Origin of the sequence: Gilliamella sp. Pas-s25 (assembly GCF_009795885.1) — a bacterium.
Classification (GTDB): domain Bacteria; phylum Pseudomonadota; class Gammaproteobacteria; order Enterobacterales; family Orbaceae; genus Gilliamella.
The window spans coordinates 1-20,251 of the sequence record NZ_WTEV01000014.1 but is presented as its reverse complement, the minus strand read 5'-3'; the positions used below and the strand labels follow the sequence as shown (position 1 = coordinate 20,251).

Genomic DNA, 20,251 nt, shown 5'->3' with positions numbered 1-20,251 from the left:
AATTTATTTATCTACTATAGTGGATTTTTGCGCGTGAAGTTAAGCGCGTGATTAATTCGTAAGCACTAATACCAGTGTGCTTAGCGATTTCTTCAACGGGGAGTTCTGGTCCCCAAAATATGACTTCGTCTCCAGGTTTTTCAAGGCTGTTTATGCCCAAATCAATCACAATCATATCCATTGAAACTCGACCAACAATGGGCACTTTACGTCCATTAATCAAAACGGGGGTATTTTGCGGAATGTTGCGTGGATAGCCGTCACCATAGCCCATCGCAACTACGCCGAGTTGAGTATCTTGTTCACAACACCAAGTCTGACCATAGCCAACCGATTCACCTTGTTTATGCTTTCGCACTGCGATTAATTCGGATTTAAATGTCATGGCAGGCTGTAGCTCGGCAATTGGTGAGTCAAAAGGCGAAACGCCATATAAAGCAATTCCCTGACGCACAACATCACGCTGAGCCATTGGCCAAGCCAATGTACCTCCCGATGCAGCAATTGAACATTTGCCAATGAGTGACTTGTCATCAATTGACGCAATAAACTGATCAAACAGTTCAAGTTGCTTTAACGTTTGAGCAGAAGTAAGATCATCAGCCGAACTAAAATGACTCATAATATTAATTGGCTTTCGAACCACAGAGCAACTGGCTAAGCGATAAAATTCTTCTTTGGCTTCATCAAGACAAAAGCCGAGCCGATGCATACCGGTATCGAGTTTAAACCATATAGTCATTTGATCTTCAAGAGAGAATGATAGCAATGCATCAATTTGCCATTTGCTGTGAATGGCGGGCTGAATATTAAAATCAATCAAATTATCTATCTTGTCATGCGGAAAAAATCCTTCTAAAGCTATAATTGGGGTATTAATACCCTTATTCCGGACTAAGATTGCCTCGGATAGTCGCGATACACCAAAATAATCTACTTTATCGCTTAACAACTGTGCAATCCCCTCGATACCATGCGAATAAGCGTTGGCTTTAATAATTGCTACTAGCTGACTATCAGGGGCTATTTTTTTGAGGTATTCAAGATTATGAATAACTGCTTGACGATTGACTTCAACAACTGCGATAGACATTTCTTGGATCCAAACTCTTATCAAATGGTTATTGTAAATTTTGTTTTCAATAATAACAAATTTTTCTTAGTATACAAATTGGTTGGAATTAGATGCAATTTTAAGCATGAGTACTTTTAATTCAATAAATTGACTAAATTGTAATATCAACTTTATGATAATTAACCATATATTTTGTGTTTTGCCACATAAAAATCGTTAACAATAAGTTATTTGCTCACCAAATTCTTATAAAGATGCCTAAAGGCCATAATGGGGTGGTAAATCATCATCCTTGGACCAGCATAGCGCATAACTTGTTTTATTTTTTGTTTATAATCCTTACGATAACAATGTTTTGGGCAACGCTCACAGGTTGTTTTGGCTTCACCAAAACGACACATTGTTAAACGTTGCATAGCATATTGCAATAGATCATTGCATTGATTACATAACTGGTAACGTGAGGTGTGATGTGTTTGATGACAATATAAAAAGATCATCGTACTTACTGTTGATTTTTCTTGCTGTATTTTAGGACCAGTATTGTTTGCAACCATAAGACATACACATTAATGAAGAAAGTGGTAAAATAAAATCACCAAACTATGATTACAAGGATTTATTGTAATGGCAAGAATTATCAATAAAGACACGACTGTTTGCATGTCCCTTTCAGCCAGACCAAGCAATTTCGGTACTCGCTTTCATAATTATTTATATGAAAAACTCGATCTTAATTACTTATATAAAGCCTTTACTACCAATAATTTAAAAGATGCAATTTATGGCATTAAAGCCTTAGCAATTCGAGGTTGCGCCATTTCAATGCCTTATAAAGAAGCTTGCATAGAATTTATTGATGAATTAGATGACTCGGTAAAATCTATTCAATCGGTCAATACCATTGTTAACACAAACCATCATTTAAAAGCATATAACACCGATTATATTGCGGTTGCCAAGCTCATTACCGAAAATAAAATCGATAATACTACACCATTTGTGTTAAAAGGCAGCGGCGGTATGGCTAATGCGGTGATTGGTGCTTTTTATGATGCAGGATTTAAAAATGGCATTATTGCAGCGCGTAACCAAGCAAAAGGCGAAGCGTTAGCCAAACGCTACGGTTATAAATGGGTCAAAAATGAACAAGACATATTGCCAAAACAAGCCAAACTGATTATTAATGTGACCCCAATTGGTATGCTTGGAGGTGTTGAATCTGAAGAGCTCGCATTCCCCTCGGTCATGATAGAAAATGCCGATATTGTGTTTGATGTGGTTGCATTACCCATTGAAACACCGATGATAAAATATGCCCAAAAGCTAAACAAAACCATTATTTCAGGTGCCGATGTCGCGGTGATTCAAGCTCTTGAACAATTTGTGTTATATACGGGGGTAACACCCAGCGAAGAGTTGGTGAAACAAGCAGGTGCGTTTGCAAGGCAAAGCTAAATAGTGTTATTCATTCCACTGAGTATATCGGTGGAATGAATAACAAATAGGTTATCACATCACCTGATGTAATTTGTTATACACAGCTAATAATTTTTGATGCATAGCAAATTGCGCTAAATTATCATTATTCGCTTTATCGGCTGTCGCAGAATCAGCCAAGCCAAAAAATGTTTTTTCGCCATTGGCGTATTGCCACATATCGTCAACGCAAGCTTTACCATACATTTTATTAAATGCAGTTTGATAGTTGTTAAACTGTTTTTTGTCACGCTGCAAAATAAAGTTAACCAGCGTTTGCAAGCAACGATAAGCATGATTGCGCTCTGGAGTAAATATAGACTCATTCATTTCAACGGTCCAATCAATCCATTGTTGTGCTTGCACTAGGTCTTTACCTGCCAATGCCAACATTGCTTTTAATTCACCAACGCGCAGTGTAAACCAAGCATTATCGTTACCGCTTGCAATGCCAAGTAGTTCGCGAACACGTGCATAATCATCAAGACCTTCGTCATCAAGCTGTTCAATAATGGCTAGGTACTGTTTGGCAGTGCGTTTTTGATAAGGTAACGACAAAATAAGCTCACGCAGACCAATTGCCATATTGCTATTAGCAATTAAAAGATCTTCAGGGGGATAGATTTCCGACATACCAACGGCTAAAATTCGACAAGCATAAACGCCAAGATGCTCATAGTCCATAATTAACACTTCGGTGTTGTGACGGGTAAAAATAGCCATTAAATTAGCAAATTCTTGCTCGGTCGTGCCTGAAAAGTCCCAATCGACAAATTCATAATCAGCTTGCTCATTGAATAGATCCCATGAAATCAAACCGCTTGAATCAATAAAATGCGTTTCTAAATTGCTAAGATCAGCAATATCATCATTATCAAAACTTGGTGGTGAAAATACATCAAGATCTTTTAAACTACGCCCTTGTAATAGCTCAGTCACAGTTCGTTCAAGTGCAACGCCAAAATTTGGATGTGCACCAAACGATGCATAACATGTTCCATTTTGCGGATTAAATAACACCACACAAATAACCGGAAACTCACCACCTAATGAAGCATCAAAACAATAAAGTGGAAATCCCTCGCTTTCAAGCGCCTCAATGGCAGCTAAAACAGCGGGATAGCGATTAATAACTTCGGTTGGAATAATCGGTAAGCTAATGGCCTCGGCAATAATTTTGTTTTTGGTATAACGTTCAAAAATTTCCGATAACCCTTGCACGCGCGCTTCATTACGGGTATTTCCTGCTGACATGCCATTAGAGGCATATAAATTAGCAATTAAATTAACGGGCACATAGACCGTTTGCTTGTCAGACTGCTGCTCAAATGGTAATGCGCAAATGCCTCGCTTGCCATTACTTGATTGTAAATCAATTAAATCAGTTGCACTTAACTCATGATCGGGATCATAAAATTTAAGTAGTTTTTCAGATAATAACTCTTTAGGGAGGGAATTATCTTCAGGAATAGAGAACCATTTTTCGGTCGGATAATGCACAAAGTCAGCATTTGCAGCTTTTTTGCCTAAATAAAAATCGGAAAAAAAGTAATTGGTTGATAATCGTTCAAAATACTCTCCTAATGCTGATGCCAACGCCGCTTTTTTGCTTGCACCTTTACCATTAGCAAAACACAGTGGGCACTTTGTATTTTGAATATGCACTGACCACACATTAGGCACAGGGTTGAGCCAAGAAGCTTCTTGCACTTCTAAATCATATTTTGCTAATTGTTGCTGAAAATAGTTAATGGAATCTTCAAGGGCAGCATCTTTGCCTGGGATATAAGTTTTCATAGTTAATCTCAAAATAATTTTACGCTATAATTTTCGATTCTTATCGCTTTTAAGAATTTATCACTTTATACGCAAATATAAAAAAATAGAAGTAATAAAATTAGCCACCTTAAATAAGAAAATAAAATATACACAATAGTAAATATTAACGTTATTATTTTTAAATAATTTTTCTTTGATAAAAAAAGGCACTTTATACTTATCACTATCGTGTATAGCATTGCATTAGTTTTTATTGGAATTAGCACATTGATCATGCTACTTGGTAGTTTTGCTGTATTGACTCATAGTTTTACTATGGATTTAGGCCCCTGTTTACCAGTGATTAACACCACTTTCTATAAAGACTTTATTTCAACTCGTATTGATTTGTGTGCTATTTAATATTAATCACAATATTCAAAAATTAGCTAAAAAAACAGTTTCCGAAAAACAAGAAGAATCGTCTAGCACCAATACTATTAATTAATAGTATTGATTCAACTATATAGGCAAAAAAGCGGGAACTGATCCCCGCATTTTTTTGTTTTTTTAATCTACATGCTTTTAAATCAAAATAATCGGTTAACTAGCATTAAGCTCGCTAAGTGGCCACCTTGGTCTAACATTGATTGCTAAATCTGAATACTGCCTCGCTTTTAAATGAATCATCCCCGCATAGGCAATCATGGCACCATTATCGGTACAAAATTCGAGTCGTGGATAATAAACCTGTCCTTTACGTTGATGCATCAACTCAGTTAACCTATTACGCAGTGTTTGATTAGCGCTTACTCCACCGGCTATCACTAAATTTTTAAATCCAGTTTGCTCAAGCGCTCGCCGTGATTTAATTACTAATGTATCAACCAAGGCATCTTCAAAGGCTCTAGCAATATCAGCTTTAGTTTGCGCATCAATAATATGATTATCACTATGTTGATGAATGATATTGGCAGCGGCTGTTTTAAGACCTGAAAAACTAAAATCCAGCCCCGGACGATCGGTCATTGGTCGAGGAAAATGGAACCTAGCTCCATTACCCTGCTCCGCTAATTTCGACAATTTTGCCCCGCCAGGATAATCTAAACCAAGTAATTTAGCAGTTTTATCAAAAGCTTCGCCTGCTGCATCATCAATGGATTCGCCAATAAGTTCATATTGACCAATACCTGTTACGCTAATAAGCTGTGTATGCCCCCCCGAAACTAATAATGCAACAAAGGGAAATTCAGGTGGATTAGATTCTAACATTGGCGCCAATAAGTGCCCTTCCATATGATGCACGGCAATAGCAGGTACATTCCACGCATAAGCCAGCGAACGACCAATTGATGCACCGACCATCAAAGCACCAATTAAGCCTGGACCTGCAGTATAAGCCACACCAGCAATATCTGCTGGCACCACATTTGCTTCCTTTAATGCTGCTTGAATTAAGGGTACGGTTTTTCGAATATGATCGCGCGATGCAAGCTCGGGCACTACACCGCCATAATCAGCATGTAACTTAATTTGCGAATAAAGCTGGTTTGCAAGCAAACCATTGGCATCATCATAAATGGCAATACCTGTTTCGTCGCACGAGGTTTCAATACCTAAAATCTTCATTAATGTTTACCTGCAAAATCGGTAAGATCTTCTTCACTCCAAAGATCTTGTTCGGTGATGTCTTTATCGGCAATGCGATGTTCCTCAGTTGCCCAAGCGCCTAAATCAATAAGCTGGCAACGTTTGCTACAAAATGGACGATAAGCACTCTCTTTGCGCCATTCGACTTTTTTTTGACAAGTTGGACAATTAACAAATATGGCTGTATTTTTATTCATTTAAACTCTTTCTTTTTCAATAATCGGCATTTAACGTCATTAACAACAAGCTAATTCAAATTCAATATCATCGGTATTAACATTATCACAGGTATCAAGCGGTAAGAACCGAATGCTATAGCGTGACATATGACCAGACACTTGGGGATAGACATTTTTATCTAACGAAACCCGAATACGAATCAAATTAACATCACCACTCGTTTCTTGAAAAAAATTATTAGAACAAATAAATGGCTTAAACTCACCCATTTGTCTAATTAACTGCATATAACATGTTAGAGATTTATCAAGAATTGACAGGTGTTGTAACCAATTTTTAACTTGAATATTGCGTCTTTCTTGCGGGATTTTGAGCCATAAATGGAACGACGGCAAATCAAAACTACAACATCCACCAGGGATCGTTAAACGTTGACGAATAGCAGTGATAAAACGGTCTTCTTTCAATGGCTGTCCTAAGCGCATTGTCACATAAAATTGAGCTAAAAACTCATCAAACTGGTGGATCAAACTGTTAAGCAAATCATAGTCAACACCAGTGAACGTTAGCCACAAGGTTAACTTTTGTTTTTGTGATTCAAGCTCTTTCATCAGATCGCTTTTAACATCGTTACGTTCAATAATTTCTAACAACTCGGACAGTGCATGAAAAAAAATCAACGCATTATTTTGATCTAAATGGCAATGCGTATGTAATTGATTTAATAAAAATTCAATACGAAGCCAAGTGCGCATTTTTTCGTTTAATGGATGTTCAAAAATAATATTACTCATCTATCTAAATCTTACCATTAAAGTTATCTAAATATTGTTGATGCAATAAATTAACTTGTGCAGTTAGTGATACCAAATTGTCATCATTGACAATAATATCATCCGCATAAGATAAACGCTTTTTTAAAGACACTTGCGACAATATCATCTTTTTCGCTAATGATTCGCTAATATTATCTCTTTTTACTAATCGCGCCAATTGTAGCGACTCTGGAGCATCGATGATCAGCACCCGATCGGCTAAAGTATGCAAATTGTTTTCAATCAATAACGGCACAACCCAAATCACATAGATTGAGCTTTGCATCGCAATTTGTTTTTGAGTTTCTTGTTGAATAATAGGATGCAACAAGTGATTAAGCCAAAGTCGTTCATGGTCATTATTAAATATAATTTCACGTAGCTGACCGCGATCAAGTTCACCATTAGCAAGCAAAATTTCTTGACTAAAATGCTTAACAATTTGATTAAACGCATCACTACCAACTTGCACAACTTGCCTTGCAATAAGGTCGGCATCAATAACTGGCACACCTAATTGGGCAAACAAATCGGCAATGGTGCTTTTACCGCTGGCAATCCCGCCACTGAGCGCAACAACATAAGGCATAAGGCAAATTCCAATCTAATAAAAAATTAGGTTATTATAGCATATAAGTACGTTGATTAAATAATGCAAAATACTGGCAGTAATTTAGTTATTAATTCGCATCAAGTGGGGAAAATTACTCACCCAATTACCCTATAATAACCACAATGTAAAAAATTTATCGTCAAATGAAAAATAAATTAAATAAAATAGTTGTTTTATATCATTAGCTGTATATAATCACATATATCTGTATATAAAAACAGGAATAAGTAATGAGACCGTTAACCGAACGTCAACAACAAATTTATAATTTAATAAAAGACAACATCCAAACCACCGGCATGCCACCCACTCGTGCCGAAATTGCTCAAAAATTAGGATTTCGTTCCGCTAACGCAGCTGAAGAACATCTTAAAGCGCTTGCCAAAAAAGGCGCGATCGAAATGATCGCAGGCTCATCGCGCGGAATTCGTCTTTTGCTTGAAAGCCCTGTTGAGCAAAATGAACTAGAGGGATTACCGCTTATTGGGCAAGTCGCAGCGGGTTCGCCAATATTAGCGCAAGAGCATATCGAAAGTCATTACCAAGTTGATCCATCACTGTTTAAACCCCATGCTGACTTTTTATTAAGGGTGCACGGTATGTCAATGAAAGACATCGGCATATTAGATGGTGACTTATTGGCTGTACATAAAACCCAAGATGTTAAAAACGGTCAAGTTGTGGTTGCTCGCATTGATGACGAAGTTACGGTTAAACGACTGTCACGCAAAGGCAAGCATGTTCACCTAATTGCCGAAAACAAAGAATTCTCACCTATCGAAGTTGATTTAGAACAACAAAATTTTGCCATTGAAGGACTCGCTGTTGGTGTTATTCGTAATGGTTCTTGGATATAAATTTATGGTGTAAATATACACAATTACAAGCATATAGATGTATAGGCAAAGTTAGTATAAAATAACAGTTAACTAACGTGTGGGAGATGACTATGTGGCTATTTTGGTTATACGAATGTTTAGGGCTTATTGCAGTTATAGTGCTCATTTATGGATACTGCCGTTTTAGAGGGATAGGATTTTGGTCCTTTATTTGGAAGTATTTAAAATGGGTCACTTTAGCCGTACTCATTGTTTGGTTAGCTATTGCATTGCTTTGCCGAGGAGATTTATACAATGCAGCTCATTGCTATTTTAGAGGTGAAAGTATGCATGCAAACACCAAATATTCTATCTTTTTAGGCGAATGTCAAGTTGAAACACCTAGTGGCAGTTATGTTCCTATTGAACGAGCTAGAGCGTTACCAGGCTCAAGTCACCATGATGATAACAACAGCGACTCAACAAACGAGTTTTATCCTGTTAATTAGCACATTAGCAAATCAATAGAACCACTAAAAATCCAGCAAATGTTATCGCAATTGCTGGATTTTTTATTTTAACCAGTTGAACAATAATATAATGAATAAATAGAAGAATGTGTAAATCATCAGATAAATTAATTGTTTTACCCATTAACCAGCTAAAAAACCATACAACGCTATTCTAAATTTTTAAACCCAAAAATGAACGTAAAGCTCACACGTTTATTGATAACACTAGCAGAAAAAACCATACCCAATGATTTGTGTCAAGTTTTTTAACGTGCTTGGTTATGGGCTTTAAATTAAATCCTAACAATTGATTCATAACATAAATTGAATGATTATAGGCTTTTAAAAAATCTCTCTTAAAAATATAATCGGATTTTCACTTCATGCTCATTTTTGCTCAATTTCTATTGTTACGCTTAATTAGTGATTTTTTATGATTTCGCTTGCTTGAACTGTCAACCATGCCTTTGGCTTCATCGGTCAGAAGCGTTTTTGTGACTTTCAGTCATTAAAACTCAGGACTCGCAGGCTTTGCCTGCTCAGCGCCCCAACTTACGCGGGGGCTTTATTCTTTGTTATATTATCCTCTCAAGCACCATAACCACCCCCGCGACCTAAGGATTAAGAAATAAACGCTAAAAGCTAAGGTGCGGTGCAAAGGACTGGGCGGGTGGCGTCGGCAATGAGGCCGCCGTCGTTGCGGACGTAGTGGACGTTGCCGTGGCTCACGTCGACACCGAACTTCTCGCCGCCACCTGCTGCGTCGCTCGTCCAGAAGGCGTCGTTGTTGTCGAGGAAGCCCGCATCAGTGTAGAGGCTCATGTGGCCCCACTCCGTGAAAAAGCCAGCGCCTATGTGACGCGTGTAATGATTACCATAGTCAGCAGAGGATGAGCATGCACCTAAATTACTACAGATTGAATTGGTTAAATCTCTTACCCGTGGCATTCGATAACCCAAACTATTACACCATGCTAACTGGTTACTATAAGTTCTAAATTGACCATTACGGACGAACCACTGCCTTAATACAAATCCATATTTTACTACCTCACCGCCATATATATCTCTACCCACTAACTCAAACGTCTGCGGTAACCTTGGTACAGTAATTCGTCTAGGATTCGGATTATCCCATTGATTGCTTGCCTCTGGACCTGTTAGCTTAACACGAGCTACAACTTGTCTCCTATCTTCATAAGGAATCCAAATATCATTAGCTACAACATTTGTCACTGTCGCGGTGATTCCCTCATGCGTGACAGGTTCCCATGTCAATTCTTCTATATCTCCAGTTATGAGTAAATCAAAATATAAATTATGCGCACCCGTGGTCGGGAAATTTAGGTTGTATGATTCAGGATTGGTTGATTGAACTAAGAAGCCTTTATCAGGATTCCATATGTCAACTGGGCCTGCATATTCGCCGCTACCCCAAAATAAAGCCGGCCTTACATAATCAATAACTGCAACTACCGTTGAAGGTAAAATTATCGCATCACTACGATTATCCGCTCGAGCTATTTTACCATTCAATGCCTGTAAATTCCATGAAGATGACAACAATAACAGCCCCAACACCAATAAGCTTTTTCGGGACAATTTCGATAATAAGTTGAAAGATAATTTCGAAGATATAAATAAGTTTTGTGTAAAAACTCGTCGAATAGGATTATTTGATAAATTTAAGACATAGGTTTGCCAGTGCTGGTGTCTGGTGTCTGGTGTCTAAAATGATAATGCATTATGGTTCACCTGTCAAGCAAATTGTTGTTTTATTTATCCTTTTTATGTTCTTTCGCTTATTAAATAATCCGTTTTTTAAGTTGATGAAAGTATAACCATAAAAAAAAAACTTGGCTAGTTTTTTTGGGGGATTTTTGGTAAAAATTATTTAGATGTAACTTCGATTAAGTTTTATAAAAACTTTAAAAAAATTTAAATATTTGTTATTTTATTAAAATAGCAATAAAATTAAAAATCAAATAAAATCAATACATTCATACAAATTTTTGCCTGATATTGAGTTTTTGTTTTGGTGGGGTGGGGGCTTCATTCTTTGTTATGTTCTCCGCTATTTGCACCATAAGCCCCCCCTGCGCACAAGAATTAAGAAATAAACGCTAAAAACTAAGGTGTAACGCACATAGCATAATGAATACCTCGTACAATGTCGACGCCGACGCCGCCATCGTACGAGGCAACAATGAGATCACCATGCTGATAACTACCATCCGGTACTGGCATACCATCACTCGTCCAGTAGCTATAGTAAAGGCGCGCTCTATCGTAGCGGTTCATGGGGCTCCACTCCGTGAATAATCCAGAACCAATTCGTCTCTGGTAATGATTACCACTTGATGATGGTGTAGCACCAAAACGTCCTGCTCTAGCATTAGTCAGATCCCTGACCTGTGGCAAACGATAACCTATACTATTACACCAAGATTGTTGCTCGGGTAGGATTGTTAATGACTGCCCTCGAGCCACGAACCACTTTTGCAATGTAAATCCATATTTAAGTATCTCACTACCCTCACTATCTTTACCCACTAACTCAAAGGTCTGCGGTAAATTTGGCTTAGCAATTGGACCCGGATAAGGATTAAGCCATTGATTTCCTGCCTCTGGACCTGTTAGTGTAACACGATACTCGGTATGGCATTCTTCACTACCACATTGTATCCATGGTCTTACAGCTGCTTTAATTCCCTCATGCGTGACTGGCTCCCATAATTGAACTACTTCTCCCTCTCCCTCTACGACTATATAAAAATATAATGCATTAGCCCCCGTAGTTGGAAAATTAAGCGCGTATGATGCTGGATTGGTTGATTGAAGCAGAAAGCCATAATCGGGATCCCATAGTTCAGCAGGGCCTGCATATGGACCAACGCCGTAGTCACGATCAAAATAAAACCCCTCCGACTTTGCGGATTTGATTCTTCCCCATTGTCCTGGTGGTAGAATTATGGCATCACTGCGATCACCGCCTCGACTATTTTGACCCGATAATGCTTGTGAATTCAACGAAGACAACAATAATGATAGGAGTACCAACGCCAACGGGATTTTTCGGGATAGTTTTGATAATAATTTTAGGGATAACTTCGAGGATATTAACGAGGCAAGAGTAAAAATTCGTCTAATGCGTCTATTTGATAAATTTAAGACATAGGTTTGCCATGTTTGGTGTTTGGTGTTTGGTGTTTGGTGTTTGGTGTTTAAAATGATAATGCATTGCGGTTTACCTGTCAAGTAAATTATTGTTTTATTTATCCTTTTTGCGTTCATTCGCTTATTAAATAATCCTTTTTTAAGTTGATGAAAGTATAACCATAAAAAAAAAGCTTGGCTAGTTTTTTTGGGGGATTTTTTGGTAAAAATTATTTAGGTGTGACTCGATTAAGTGTAGGAATTCCTCACGTTGTTTACAGTAATTAGAGTAAATACTGTAATGAATATACATAAAAAAACAAAATTAACGCCTTATGAGTTTTTAGAGGATTATTTTAACCATGAAGTGTAAACACTCAGTGTTTTGCTACACATCGCTTATTTTATTTATAAAGCTATCTACCATGTTATAAATTGATAGTAACAATCCACTATTTACTTTTTCTCATATTAATAATATTAAATTATTTAATATTATATTTTTTTAAAATATGCTGAACTACTAAATCACGTTCAATAATTTTACCTTTAAAAATTCAGTCAACACTCATTCTTTTACATATACCCTTTATTCTGAACCAAAGGCTGGATTGTCTATTTCTGATATAAAAAACCGACCATAAAGGCCGGTTTGTTGTTTGATGGTTAATTACTGTTTAGCTTCGATGTTGTCGCCAACTAAATCTAGATGAATAGTTTTACCCGGAACTAATTTGCCAGACAGTATTTGCTGTGCCAATGGGTTTTCGATCTCTTGTTGGATTGCTCGTTTTAGTGGTCTTGCCCCATAAATTGGGTCAAAGCCGACTTTAGCAAGTTGTTCCAACGCTGCATCCGAGATATCCAATTGATAACCACGTTCATCTAACCGTTTTTCAACATGTGCTAATTGAATTTTTGCAATCGCTTTGATGTTTTCTTGACCGAGTGGGTGGAAGACCACTGTTTCGTCAATACGATTGATAAATTCTGGTCTAAAGTGTTTAGCAACAACTGTCATCACTAGCGCTTTCATTTCGTCATAACTTAACTCAACTTGACCTTGAATTAGATCTGAACCTAAGTTTGATGTCATAATTATGACAGTATTACGAAAATCAACCGTGCGACCTTGGCCATCGGTTAAGCGTCCATCATCCAGAACTTGCAGTAAGATATTAAAGACATCTGGATGCGCTTTTTCGACTTCGTCAAGTAAAATAACTGAATAAGGTCGACGTCTAACAGCTTCTGTTAAGTATCCGCCTTCTTCATAACCAACATAACCCGGAGGTGCACCAATTAAGCGAGCAACAGAGTGTTTTTCCATAAACTCTGACATATCAATACGCACCATGGCATCTTCGCTATCAAACATAAAGTTAGCCAGTGATTTGCAAAGCTCGGTTTTACCTACCCCTGTTGGTCCTAAGAATAGGAACGATCCAATTGGTCTGTTTGGATCTGAAAGCCCAGCTCGGCTACGGCGAATCGCATTAGCAACCGCTAATACCGCTTCATTTTGGCCAATGACACGTTTATGTAAAGCATCTTCCATATGTAATAATTTGTCTTTTTCGCTCTCAAGCATTCTAGAAACCGGAATACCTGTCGCTTTAGATAGCACTTCGGCAATTTCGTTATCGGTCACTTTGTTACGCAATAACTTCATGGTTTTGCCTTCTAACTGAGTTGCTGAAGCAAGTTTCTTTTCGAGCTCTGGTATTTTGCCGTATTGTAATTCAGACATTTTGCTCAAGTCGCCAGCTCGACGTGCTTGCTCTATTTCAGTACGCGCTTTTTCTAGCTCAGCTTTGATGCTTTGCGTGCCCGAAACAGCTGCTTTTTCTGATTTCCATTCTTCTTCAAGTGATGCATATTCCTTTTCTTTTTCAGAAAGTTCATCGTTTAACATCTCAAGTCGTTTTTTACTGGCATCGTCAGACTCTTTTTTAAGTGCTTGTTGTTCAAGTTTAAGTTGAATTATGCGCCTTTCAAGTCGATCTAAAGATTCTGGTTTGGAATCCATTTGCATACGAATGCTCGATGCAGCTTCGTCAATTAAGTCAATTGCTTTGTCAGGTAACATGCGATCTGAAATATAACGATGCGATAGCGTTGCCGCAGCCACAATTGCCGGATCGGTAATTTGTACATGATGATGCAGTTCATAACGTTCTTTTAAGCCACGCAAAATGGCAATAGTATCTTCAACTGTTGGCTCGGCAACATAGACTTTTTGGAAACGACGTTCTAACGCCGGATCTTTTTCAATATATTGACGATATTCATCAAGCGTTGTTGCGCCCACGCAGTGCAATTCTCCACGCGCTAATGCAGGTTTTAGCATATTACCGGCATCCATTGCACCATCGCTTTTACCTGCACCAACCATGGTATGGATTTCGTCGATGAACAATATAATGCGACCTTCTTCTTTTGCTAAGTCTTTAAGCACGGCTTTTAACCGTTCTTCAAATTCACCACGATATTTAGCACCCGCAATTAATGCGCCCATATCTAGCGATAAAACGCGTTTATTCCGCAATCCTTCAGGCACTTCGCGGTTAACAATACGTTGAGCTAAACCTTCTACAATAGCGGTTTTACCCACGCCTGGTTCACCAATTAATACCGGATTATTTTTAGTACGGCGTTGTAATACCTGAATTGTTCGGCGAATTTCTTCATCACGACCAATAACAGGATCAAGCTTACCTTGTTCTGCTCGTTGAGTTAAATCAATAGTATATTTTTTAAGAGCACCACGTTGATCTTCTGCATTAGGGTCGTTCACGTTATCGCTACCTCTTACTTGATTGACTGCTTGGCTAAATTTGTCTTTATTGACGCCTGATCTTTTAAGAATATCACTTAAGCTACCTTTGTCTTCTAAAGCAGCTAATATAAAGAGTTCTGATGATATATAACTATCGCCATTTTTTTGGGATAATTTGTCGCATAGATTTAATACACGAACAAACTCTTGCGATGGCATAACATCGCCACCCACACCTTGAACTTGGGGTAATCGATCAACGGCTTGTGTTAATTCTTGTTGTAAAACAGCGACATTTGCACCAGCAGTAGTCAATAATGGCGTTACACTGCTACCTTCTTGATTAAGCATGGCTGATAGAACATGCACAGGCTCTATATATTGATTGTCCTTACCTAACGCCATTGACTGCGCATCAGCTAAAGCTTGTTGAAACTTGTTTGTTAGTTTATCTAACCTCATAGTATTTATCTCCTGAGCAATAGATTTGGGTTCAATGCTTGACACATTCAACCCATTTGCATGTGATCTAAATGTGTGTTGCAAGCTAAATTTCAAGAGCAAATCCACAATATTTTTTATAAAATTTATACAGCAAGATCAGCAAGTATTTAAAGCTTAACTAGCGTCAAAAATAAAGGTCACCACAATTCTATCAATTACCACTCAATGTTGTTTTAAATAAAACTTGCAAGATGACAAATCAGCTTTTATCTATTATATTAGCGCTTTTATTTTGTTAGGTTCGCTAACCGTGGTTCGTAATCCATCCCACGTAAAAAAACTAGGAATATAAAATGTTCAAAATAGCCAAAGAGTTTCAATTTGATGCTTGTCATATGTTAGATGGGCACAATAAAAAGTGTCACAATCTGCATGGTCATACTTATCGCTTATTAGTCGAAATTAGCGGTGATCTTATCGATACTGGTTCGAGTCAAGACATGGTCATGGATTATGCTGATCTAAAAATGATAGTTAAACAGCATATTATCGATCCACTGGATCACGCTTATCTTTACAACCAAAATAACCCAAATGAGTGCCGTATAGCCACATTACTGCAAGAAATGGATCGCAAAATCTTCGCCTTTCCATGCCGGACTACTGCCGAAGCAATGAGCAAATTCATATTTGATTGCCTGTCGCAATACTTGCCTATTTCGATGATCAAATTATGGGAAACACCAACTTCGTATTGTGAATATCATCGGAGCCAAAAATGATCGAATTTCGCATCGTTGAAATCTTCGAATCTTTACAGGGCGAAGGTTATAATACTGGCATGCCTGCTGTTTTTATCCGTTTTGCTGGGTGCAATTTAAATTGTGCTTGGTGTGATACTAATTTCCGCCAATTTACCCGGATTACGTTAGATACGCTGCTTGCTAAAGTGAATGAATATAACAGCAAAAACATTATTATTACTGGCGGCGAACCCACTATGGTTAAAGCATTACCTCAATTGCTTGTACCATTAAAAAATGCGGGTTATTTTATTGCCATTGAAAGTAATGGACTTGGCAAAGTTGATCCGCTTATTGATTATATAGCACTTAGCCCTAAGTTTTGTTATCGGTCACGCTATCAAGAAATAGTACAAACTACTGCCAATGAAGTGCGGATTGTTGCCGAAAATCATGCTGATTTTATCCCTTTTTGCCAATATATCGAAACTCAAATTCACGCCAAACGCTATTACCTTTCACCGTGCGAAAAAAATGGTGCGTTTAATATGTTTGAAACCATTGAACTATTGGGGAAAATCAACAAAGATCGCTTTGATAATAAATGGCTTTTGAGTGTACAAAGCCATAAATTTGCGGATATTGAGTAATGTTTTGTTATTGCTTTTGGGTGAGGTAGTTTCTGACAATTTACTTTTTGATGCAAAAAAAATCACCTCTACGAACAAAGTATAGATAAATTTTTATGTTTGCCATGCTAACCTTACTCGGTGGGCGGCACAGTTCGACCTTGAATAAATGACAATATTAATCTTTAAGAATGGTAAAAACCGGTATATTTCTGTGTGAAAATATTCAGGTAGCATATTGATTTATTTTTACACTCACTCAAACCAGATCATTGATGCCATTCTGCCGGTTCTCTTTTCGCGCCGATAAGAAAAGAACTTATCTTGTTCAGTATAAGTACAATAATCACCACCAAAAATCTGTGTTATTCCCAGCGCTTGTAAGCGTTGTTTAGCAATTAAATAGAGGTTGGCTAGATATTTTTGTTCAGTTGGATTGATTAATTTAAATGCTTCTTGTGCTTTTCGATCGACTTTTTCAAATTGCTGTTTAACTTCAAGACCAACTTCGAATTTTTTGGCACTAATTGCCGGCCCCATCCAAGCGATGATATTTGATGGTGAGCTTGAAAATTTTTTGATGGTTTCTTCTAATATGCCGTTACATAATCCTCGCCAACCGGCATGAGCAGCAGCAACTTCATCGCCTGTTTTTGTGCAAAAGAGTATTGGCATGCAATCTGCGGTTAGTACCACGCAGACTTGCTTTGGTTGATTGGTATATGAAGCATCAGCTTCAAAAGTTTGATTGCTACTGGGTGCTTGTAAGGCAATTTGTGATATATCTAGTGCTATAGTGCTATGGGTTTGCACTAACCAATACGGTTCGCTTGGTATTTGTTCGACTTGAGTGATTCGACGACGATTTTCAGCAATATGCTCTAGATTATCACCGGTTCGATCACCCATATTTAAACTCGCAAATGGCGCTAAACTGACGCCACCTGTTCGTGTTGAGGTAAACGCATGTATGCTTTTGGGTGCTGTCCAATATGGGTAAATCGATTTAATCATATTTATCACCAATCTAATTCATCTTTATGCTGTTCAGTATCTTCTTGTAAAGCTTGGATTAAATTTTGCATATCTTCAGGAATAGGCGCATGCCATTCCATTTGCTCGCCTGTTATAGGATGATATAAGCGTAACATGGTAGCGTGTAATGCTTGGCGGTCAAAATCGCGCAAGGTTTGAATAAATGATTCGCTTGCGCCTTTCGGCGGTCTTGGACGCCCACCATAAAGTGGATCACCAATTAATGGGTGGGCAATATATGCCATATGCACACGAATTTGGTGAGTTCGACCTGTTTCTAAGCGCAAGCGCAAGCGTGTATGTAGACGGTACTTTTCCATTACTCGATAATGGGTGACTGCTGGTTTTCCCGTTGGAAATACTGCCATATGTGTGCGTTTGGTTGGATGGCGCGTAATAGGCTGATCAACCGTGCCACCTGCAGTAATAATACCCATAACAACCGCTTCATATTCACGCGTAATTTCACGCAGTTGGAGTGATTCAACTAAGTGTGTTTGGGCCATAATGGTTTTAGCAACAACCATTAAGCCCGTTGTATCTTTATCTAGACGATGCACAATACCTGCGCGAGGTACGCGCGCTATGTCGGGATAGTAGTGTAATAAGGCATTTAATACCGTACCATTAGGATTACCGGCACCGGGATGCACGACTAAATTGCGAGGTTTGTTGATCACTAAAATATCGTCATCTTCATAAACAATATTGAGTTTTATATCTTCGGGTTGATGATAGGTTTCTTCTTCGATTTCAGCATTGATTATTATTTTTTCGCCACCGAGCACTCTTTCTTTGGGTTTATTAACGATAACATCGTTGACAGTAACTTTATTATTCACAATCCAATCTTTTATTCTTGAACGTGAATAATCAGGAAAAAGCGCTGATAATGCTTGATCTAAACGCATTCCTAGTTGGGTTTGTTCTATTTCAGTTGATAATTTTAACTCGTGCATGTGTAATTTATCTATTTTAAGCTGTTTTGTTTTAGAGTATTATATACCAATCATCGCCTTTAATGTTTAATTATATTTGGATTGAAAACTGAATGAAATTGCGTTTACACTCTTTGTTAGCTATCGCTTTAAGTGGTATGTTAATTGGCTGTACTTCTTCCAAGTCCGATGTTGAAAATATGCCCGAAATTGAACTACATAACAAAGCGAAATCATATCTCGAGAATGGTAATATTAAATCCAGTATCACTGTCTTAGAGGCTTTGGACAAGAATTATCCATTTGGTCCCTATTCTCAACAAGTACAACTTGACTTGATTTATGCTTACTATAAATCAGGTGATTTAACACTAGCTGTTGCGTCAATTGACCGATTTTTAAAACTAAATCCAACGCATCCAAACATTGATTGGGTTATTTATATGCGCGGTATTTCGAATATGGCGCAAGATGATAATATGATTCAAGGGTGGTTCAACGTTGATCGTTCAGATCGCGATGCTGATTATGCCGCAGCAGCGTTTAAGGATTTTACTTATTTAACGACAAGCTTTCCAAACAGTCAATATGCCGCCGATGCGCAAAAACGCCTTGTGTTTTTGAAAAACAGATTGGCTCGCTATCAATTAAAAATTGCGCAGTTCTATACAAAACGCGGCGCTTATGTCGCAGTGATTAATCGTGTGACAGAAATGCTAGTTACGTTTCCAGATACCGATTCAACTAAAGAAGCATTGCTTTTAATGCGCAACGCCTATAACGAGTTAGGCCTAGTTGATGAAGCCCAAAAAGTCGAACAGTTGATTCTAGCAAATCTTGAAAATATGCCTAAAGAAGAACAACGTTCGTTATTATCACGCTTTACCAGCGTTTTTAATGGTGGTTAGATGTTCTAAATTTAAGATCCCGTTTTTGGATAATTTTGTATGACTTCAATTGCTATTTAATTAAACTTAAATAGCAACTAGTTTGTTAGATTGCAGCCCTTTCTGTCTAACCTATTATCGTTTAGATATTTATTTGTAGGAATTAATAATTTTTTCACATTTCATTTTTTTAAAAAGTATCACCACCATTTTACTAAATCACAATCAGATACTGCTAAGTCTCAACTAATCACGAAACGGCATAGAATCCTGAATATTTTTAACAAAAAACAACCTAAAAAGTGATTACTTTTTATGTGTAGTCATTCAAATGTTCATACAATTGTGAGACTCGCGACATTTCATTACCGTCGATTTGACTTAATATATAATGAAATAGGATATACTGAACATCTGATTGAAAATGTTCACCTAACATAATTATGGTATCTGGATAAAGTCAAATAGTATCAACTAATTTGAACTGCTTTTCTTTTCCTTTTAGGAGTGCCTGTTCAATAACCCGTCTACTGTTTTTTTCAGTCATTAACTGAGCCCATAGTGGAAACACTTCCTTACAATGACTATAGTAATATGTAATGTCACGAACCTGTGCCAATTCATCAAACATAGCAATATCTTTTTCAGTAATCACTAGGGGCTGTTGATCTTTGCTGTACATAAATTGCTCAACAATACATTGGCAGCCACATCAACATAAATGCCAGTGATACCATACT

The 20,251-nt window shown here is 37.6% G+C and carries 18 protein-coding genes, 1 pseudogene and 1 riboswitch; of the genes and pseudogenes, 6 read left to right on the top strand and 13 right to left on the bottom strand.

Features of this window, described 5'->3' with window-relative positions; genetic code table 11:
- Positions 1-7 precede the first annotated feature (7 nt).
- Together alr and GQ593_RS07720 are read right to left on the bottom strand one after the other, a co-directional pair.
- Positions 8-1,093 carry an alanine racemase gene (gene alr, locus GQ593_RS07725; protein ID WP_160431517.1) on the bottom strand — a complete coding sequence of 362 codons (1,086 nt, stop codon included), beginning with the start codon at positions 1,091-1,093 and terminating at the stop codon, positions 8-10.
- A 209-nt stretch (positions 1,094-1,302) separates the two neighbouring features.
- Complete coding sequence (locus GQ593_RS07720; RefSeq protein WP_160431516.1) at positions 1,303-1,632, bottom strand: nitrous oxide-stimulated promoter family protein; 330 nt, start codon at positions 1,630-1,632, stop codon at positions 1,303-1,305.
- Positions 1,633-1,702: 70 nt separating this feature from the next.
- Between GQ593_RS07720 and GQ593_RS07715 the strand changes: the two genes are divergently transcribed.
- A complete protein-coding gene (locus GQ593_RS07715) occupies positions 1,703-2,533 on the top strand; it encodes a shikimate 5-dehydrogenase (protein ID WP_160431515.1) in 831 nt (276 codons plus the stop codon).
- 54 nt (positions 2,534-2,587) lie between these two features.
- Here GQ593_RS07715 and ycaO read toward each other — a convergent pair whose 3' ends face one another.
- The 5 genes from ycaO to coaE all read right to left on the bottom strand — a co-directional run bounded on the left by ycaO (position 2,588) and on the right by coaE (position 7,546).
- Positions 2,588-4,351, bottom strand: coding sequence for a 30S ribosomal protein S12 methylthiotransferase accessory factor YcaO (gene ycaO, locus GQ593_RS07710; RefSeq protein WP_160431514.1), 1,764 nt, complete (start codon positions 4,349-4,351; stop codon positions 2,588-2,590).
- A gap of 564 nt (positions 4,352-4,915) precedes the next feature.
- Entirely contained in the window at positions 4,916-5,941 is a 1,026-nt protein-coding gene (gene tsaD / locus GQ593_RS07705) for a tRNA (adenosine(37)-N6)-threonylcarbamoyltransferase complex transferase subunit TsaD (RefSeq protein WP_160431513.1), read from the bottom strand.
- The gene (yacG, locus tag GQ593_RS07700) at positions 5,941-6,159 is read right to left on the bottom strand and encodes a DNA gyrase inhibitor YacG (protein ID WP_160431512.1); all 219 of its coding nucleotides are present in this window, start codon (positions 6,157-6,159) and stop codon (positions 5,941-5,943) included. Before yacG ends, tsaD begins: the two co-directional genes overlap by 1 nt.
- Positions 6,160-6,198: 39 nt before the next feature.
- Positions 6,199-6,936 (bottom strand): cell division protein ZapD, encoded by a 738-nt coding sequence (zapD, locus tag GQ593_RS07695; protein ID WP_160431511.1) that lies wholly within the window; start codon positions 6,934-6,936, stop codon positions 6,199-6,201.
- A gap of 4 nt (positions 6,937-6,940) precedes the next feature.
- Positions 6,941-7,546: a dephospho-CoA kinase gene (gene coaE, locus GQ593_RS07690; protein WP_160431510.1), complete on the bottom strand. Its 606-nt coding sequence runs from the start codon at positions 7,544-7,546 to the stop codon at positions 6,941-6,943.
- Between the two features lie 254 nt (positions 7,547-7,800).
- Between coaE and lexA the strand changes: the two genes are divergently transcribed.
- Positions 7,801-8,427 carry a transcriptional repressor LexA gene (gene lexA, locus GQ593_RS07685; RefSeq protein ID WP_160431509.1) on the top strand — a complete coding sequence of 209 codons (627 nt, stop codon included), beginning with the start codon at positions 7,801-7,803 and terminating at the stop codon, positions 8,425-8,427.
- Between the two features lie 92 nt (positions 8,428-8,519).
- Positions 8,520-8,897, top strand: a complete 378-nt coding sequence (locus GQ593_RS07680; protein WP_160431508.1) for a hypothetical protein — start codon at positions 8,520-8,522, stop codon at positions 8,895-8,897.
- A gap of 645 nt (positions 8,898-9,542) precedes the next feature.
- Here the strand turns inward: GQ593_RS07680 and GQ593_RS07675 are convergent.
- The 3 genes from GQ593_RS07675 to clpB form a co-directional block, all read right to left on the bottom strand.
- A complete protein-coding gene (locus tag GQ593_RS07675; protein WP_160431507.1) occupies positions 9,543-10,463 on the bottom strand; it encodes a hypothetical protein in 921 nt (306 codons plus the stop codon).
- Between the two features lie 567 nt (positions 10,464-11,030).
- The gene (locus GQ593_RS07670) at positions 11,031-12,194 is read right to left on the bottom strand and encodes a hypothetical protein (protein ID WP_160431506.1); all 1,164 of its coding nucleotides are present in this window, start codon (positions 12,192-12,194) and stop codon (positions 11,031-11,033) included.
- A 532-nt stretch (positions 12,195-12,726) separates the two neighbouring features.
- Positions 12,727-15,297: an ATP-dependent chaperone ClpB gene (gene clpB, locus GQ593_RS07665; protein WP_160431505.1), complete on the bottom strand. Its 2,571-nt coding sequence runs from the start codon at positions 15,295-15,297 to the stop codon at positions 12,727-12,729.
- Between the two features lie 286 nt (positions 15,298-15,583).
- Positions 15,584-15,629: riboswitch (PreQ1 riboswitch) on the top strand.
- A gap of 3 nt (positions 15,630-15,632) precedes the next feature.
- Between clpB and queD the strand changes: the two genes are divergently transcribed.
- Positions 15,633-16,061 (top strand): 6-carboxytetrahydropterin synthase QueD, encoded by a 429-nt coding sequence (gene queD, locus GQ593_RS07660; RefSeq protein ID WP_160431504.1) that lies wholly within the window; start codon positions 15,633-15,635, stop codon positions 16,059-16,061.
- Positions 16,058-16,672, top strand: a complete 615-nt coding sequence (locus GQ593_RS07655; protein WP_160431503.1) for a 7-carboxy-7-deazaguanine synthase QueE — start codon at positions 16,058-16,060, stop codon at positions 16,670-16,672. Before queD ends, GQ593_RS07655 begins: the two co-directional genes overlap by 4 nt.
- A 234-nt stretch (positions 16,673-16,906) precedes the next feature.
- On the opposite strand, the gene pgeF is transcribed toward GQ593_RS07655, so the two are convergent.
- Both pgeF and rluD read right to left on the bottom strand, forming a co-directional pair.
- Positions 16,907-17,662 (bottom strand): peptidoglycan editing factor PgeF, encoded by a 756-nt coding sequence (pgeF, locus tag GQ593_RS07650; RefSeq protein WP_160431549.1) that lies wholly within the window; start codon positions 17,660-17,662, stop codon positions 16,907-16,909.
- 8 nt (positions 17,663-17,670) lie between these two features.
- On the bottom strand, positions 17,671-18,645 hold the full coding sequence (rluD, locus tag GQ593_RS07645; RefSeq protein ID WP_160431502.1) for a 23S rRNA pseudouridine(1911/1915/1917) synthase RluD: 975 nt from the start codon (positions 18,643-18,645) through the stop codon (positions 17,671-17,673).
- A gap of 92 nt (positions 18,646-18,737) precedes the next feature.
- Here rluD and bamD point away from each other — a divergent pair.
- Positions 18,738-19,460: pseudogene (gene bamD, locus GQ593_RS07640) on the top strand (outer membrane protein assembly factor BamD); the annotation flags it as partial.
- 511 nt (positions 19,461-19,971) lie between these two features.
- Here the strand turns inward: bamD and GQ593_RS07635 are convergent.
- Complete coding sequence (locus tag GQ593_RS07635) at positions 19,972-20,193, bottom strand: hypothetical protein (RefSeq protein WP_160431500.1); 222 nt, start codon at positions 20,191-20,193, stop codon at positions 19,972-19,974.
- Between the last annotated feature and the right edge of the window lie 58 nt (positions 20,194-20,251).